Here is a 2,907-nt window from a genome sequence, read left to right on the forward strand (position 1 = left end):
ATAGACGCACATCTGCTGAAGCAGGGAGAGGACCAGGGTGAAAGGTTCGATGGGTATGGCGGGCATGGCGGTGTTTCCCGGCAGCGGCCTTGCGGGACCGGCGCTGCTCCGCGCCATCCTACACCGGCGGGGCGTCGCTGCCGATGGGACATCCTTGCATCCCTTGGCGCACAGCCTTGTGCTGTCTCCTACAGCTCAGCCCGCATTGCCGGAGGGGCCGGAGGGGCCGGGCGGGACGGACCGCATCCCGTCTCGATGTACTGCCGGTATTCATCGCGCTGGACGGCGTAGAGGTCTTCGCCCGCCGCCGGAATGTTCCTGGCGTGCCGCAGGGCCGACGCCGAGCCGCCCAGGTCGATCACCACGAAATCGGCGGCCGCCAGCGTCGTCGAGATGAAGCTGAGCGCATAGACCTCCACGGCGATGCCCGCCGTCAGCGCCACCGCCGCCACCGTGTTGGTGGAGCCGACGAACGGCAGCACGAGGTATGAGCCGGGCGTGAGGCCGGTCTTGCAGAGCGACGTGCCGAAATTCTCCTCCCGGCGCTCCAGACCGAGCGGTGTGGCGACATCGAACAGGCCGCCGACGCCGAGTGTCGAATTGATCCCGAAGCGCGCCGCCGAGGCGGCGGCACCGCCCGCCTTGCCCTGCAATCCGTTGTCGAGGACCATCTCGATCTCGGTCAGGTTCGCATAGGCATTCGACAGGCCGGCCGCAACCGGGGCGGGCACCCATGGCCCGATGTGATCGACGGCCGGATTGACGACCCAATCGACCAGCCCCTTGTTGACCGCGAACATGGCCCGGTTGAACGATTCCAGGGGATCCGCGGCGGAGGCGGAGACCGGGGCGCACCCTACCGCCAGGGCCATGACCAAGCCTGTCGCAATCCTTACCGCCATGCCGCCCTCCCGCTGTTTTCACGGCCCTCGCCGATCCAATTCTACATGCCGCCGGATGCGGCCGGCAAATCAGGGCAAATCCAGCTTGCGGACCGATTACCGCCGACGCGGCGCCGGATGCAGCAGCGCCAGTTCCGGCGTCACCGACTGCCGCATCGCCGCTTCCCATTCGGTCATGGTGACGAAGCGCAGGCCGCGCTTCTGCCCCTCCTCCAGGATCGCCGGCAGGGCCGCGACGGTCGCCGCCTTGGTGCTGTGCATCAGCACGACCGCACCGGGGACCAGCCGCTCGACGATGCGGCGGCGGATGATGTCGGGACCGGTGTCCTTCCAGTCCTGGCTGTCGGCGGTCCACAGCACCGTCGCCATGCCATGGTGTCGCGCCAGCGCCGCCAGCGCATCGTCGACATCGCCATAGGGCGGCCGGAACCATGTCGCCATGACGCCGACCGAGGCCAGCGCCTTTTCCGCCTGAGCGAGATTCCACTCGCGCTCGGCCGGCTTCAGGTCGGTGGTCATCGGGTGGGTCTGGGTGTGGCTGCCGACCTCGTTGCCGGACGCCGCCACCAGCTTGGCGATGTCGTGATGCTCGGGGATCTTGGCGCCGATGTAGAAGAAGGTCGCCTTCGCCCCATGCGCGCGCAGGATGTCGAGGATATGCGGGTCATGCCCGTCCGGCCCGTCGTCGATGGTCAGCGCCACCACCTTCGCTCCCGGCAGCGTCAAATCCACCTGGGCGAGGTCGAGGTTCGATCCGGGGATCAGATGCTGCGTCACGAAGGGCGCCGCTCCATGGGTCGCGGCATAGCTGCGCTGGCCCGCCATGGCGGAATCGAGCGGGGCGGACACCGGCAGGGCGAACAGGGCGGCCGCCAGCCCCACGGACAGGACGGAACGACGAAACGGGGTCATCATCGCGGTGGCACTTGGAAAAGGTCAGGGAAAAAGGTCGGAGCCGCTCCCACCCATCGATTGGGGTAGGCGCGGCCGATGCCCGAGCTTTGCGCCCACCCGCAGCGATGGACAAGGGATTTATTGCGGATCTGCGGGGGATGGAGGCCGGCTGCCCCCTCCCCCGCGGCCCCGCTCTTACAGCTTCGCCCGCAGGGTCAGAAGCACGGTGCGCGGCTCGCCATAGATGTTGCCCGACTGCACATTGTTGATGCGTTGGTAGTAGGTGCGGTCGAACAGGTTCTTGACATTGACCGCGGCCGTGACCTTCTCGGTCACGTCATAGGCGACACGGGCGTCCACCGTCGCATAGCCGCCCTGGGTCAGACGGGCATAATTCAGCGACGGGAACTCGTTGTACATCGAGGTCTGGGCGGTCACGCCACCGCCGACGCTCAGCCGGTCGTCGATGCTCTCAGGCAGGCGGTAGTTGGTCCACAGCTTGATCTGGTGCATCGGCGCGATGGCGGTGAAGGCGCTGGCGGAGTTGGCGCTGCTGTCCAGGCTCTTGGCACGGGTGAAGGTGTAGCCGGCATAGGCGTCCCAGCCCGGCAGGATCTCGCCGGAGACATCCAGTTCGAAACCGCGGCTCCGCGCCTTGCCGCCGGAGATGTAGATCGACTGGTTGGGGAAGCGCGGATCGGACTGCGCCCGGTTCTCCTCCTCGATGTGGAAGACCGACGCGGTGGCGTGCAGGCGTCCGCCGAAGTAGTCGGCCTTGACGCCGGCTTCATACTGCCGCCCCTTCAGCGGTTCCAGCACCTTGCCCGACGCATCCACGAGGGATTGCGGCTGGTACATCTGCGTCACGCTGGTGTAGAGCGCATAGGTCGACATCACCGGCGACATGGTGCCGGACGGCAAGGGCGGCACCATCATGGCCGGCGGCTATGTCGACATCAACGGCAAGCCGATCCTCGACGGCTCGCTGGCGACCCCGACGCAGTTCTTCTCCGACTGCCCGGACGGCTGCAACATGCTGGCCCCGGTCGCCGGCGCCAAGGTGGCCGGCGTCACCGGCAACACCCTGTTCGCCGTCGTCCAGTTCGAGTAC

The 2,907-nt window shown here is 67.3% G+C and carries 3 protein-coding genes and 1 pseudogene; 1 reads left to right on the forward strand and 3 read right to left on the reverse strand.

The features are described from left to right. Nucleotides 1-188 precede the first annotated feature (188 nt). The 3 genes from I71_RS34840 to I71_RS07110 all read right to left on the reverse strand — a co-directional run bounded on the left by I71_RS34840 (nt 189) and on the right by I71_RS07110 (nt 2,717). The gene (locus tag I71_RS34840) at nt 189-872 is read right to left on the reverse strand and encodes an MlaA family lipoprotein (RefSeq protein ID WP_244433688.1); all 684 of its coding nucleotides are present in this window, start codon (nt 870-872) and stop codon (nt 189-191) included. Between the two features lie 126 nt (nt 873-998). Next, the gene (locus I71_RS07105; RefSeq protein WP_042693082.1) at nt 999-1,817 is read right to left on the reverse strand and encodes a polysaccharide deacetylase family protein; all 819 of its coding nucleotides are present in this window, start codon (nt 1,815-1,817) and stop codon (nt 999-1,001) included. Nucleotides 1,818-1,991: 174 nt separating this feature from the next. Then, nucleotides 1,992-2,717 carry a TonB-dependent siderophore receptor gene (locus I71_RS07110; protein ID WP_159107356.1) on the reverse strand — a complete coding sequence of 242 codons (726 nt, stop codon included), beginning with the start codon at nt 2,715-2,717 and terminating at the stop codon, nt 1,992-1,994. Between I71_RS07110 and I71_RS07115 the strand changes: the two are divergent. Next, a pseudogene (locus I71_RS07115) lies at nt 2,701-2,907 on the forward strand (alkaline phosphatase); the annotation flags it as partial. The gene I71_RS07110 and the pseudogene I71_RS07115 overlap by 17 nt on opposite strands.

It is taken from the genome of Azospirillum sp. B506 (assembly GCF_000333595.1).
Taxonomy (GTDB): Bacteria; Pseudomonadota; Alphaproteobacteria; order Azospirillales; family Azospirillaceae; genus Azospirillum.

What these genes read in the sequence shown, in the direction of transcription:
- I71_RS34840 (WP_244433688.1), bottom strand. Translation starts at nt 872, where the DNA reads ATGGCCCTGGCGGTAGGGTGCGCCCCGGTCTCCGCCTCCGCCGCGGAT.
- I71_RS07105 (WP_042693082.1), bottom strand. Translation starts at nt 1,817, where the DNA reads ATGATGACCCCGTTTCGTCGTTCCGTCCTGTCCGTGGGGCTGGCGGCC.